Source organism: Mycolicibacterium pyrenivorans, from assembly GCF_025821625.1.
Taxonomy (GTDB): domain Bacteria; phylum Actinomycetota; class Actinomycetes; order Mycobacteriales; family Mycobacteriaceae; genus Mycobacterium; species Mycobacterium pyrenivorans.
This window is the reverse complement of record NZ_JACKSH010000270.1, coordinates 1-675: the sequence shown is the minus strand read 5'-3', so window position 1 is coordinate 675 and position 675 is coordinate 1. Positions and strand designations below refer to the sequence as shown.

The following is a 675-nucleotide window of genomic DNA, read 5'->3' as shown; positions in this document are numbered from 1 at the left end:
GTCAGCCAAGGTGCGCCACCAGCGTTGCGCGGCGGTGTGATTGACCTTCTCCACCACGCCCTTGCGGTTGCCGCGACGGGCCGGGCAGATCGCCACCGACACGCCGTAGTGCTTGGCCACCCCGGCGAACGACGCGGTCATCCGTCCTGAGCCAGGGTCACACACCGTGGCCATCCGATCGAAGCGCCACACTCGAGTGCACCCTCCCAGGCCACGGGCGACGCGGTCCAGGCCGGCGACCAGATGCGGCTGATCCTCACTCGGCGCCAAATAGCCGCGCCACTTCCCGGAATGCGCCAGCGAGCCGACCAGCAGGTGCGCGGTCTTGCCCCAGCCCCACGCTGCCGGCGGATCGGGCAATTCCAGCCAGTCCCATTGGGTTTCCTCACCCGGCGCATGTGGAATCACCGCATTCGGACGCTGTGTCGCCGTCCGGCACGCCTCACAAACCGGCCGCAGATCGCGGGCGCGGATGTTGCGGGTCAGGCTCTGATACGACAACCCGAACCCCAGATCCTCCAACTCGTCGTAGAGGGTGCGGGCCCACAGGTGCGGATCCTCGGTCAGCCTCGCGACCACGTAGTCGACGAACGGCTCGAACGGATCCGGGTCGGGCCGGGCTCGCACCCCGGGCGTGCCGTCACCAGCCAGATACTTGCGGACCGTCTTGCGGTC

At 68.6% G+C, this 675-nt stretch carries 1 protein-coding gene; it reads right to left on the bottom strand.

Features of this window, described 5'->3' with window-relative positions; translation table 11 throughout:
- Positions 1 to 675 (bottom strand): transposase (locus H7I57_RS29760; RefSeq protein ID WP_504928651.1); only part of this gene is annotated, 675 nt, incomplete at both ends.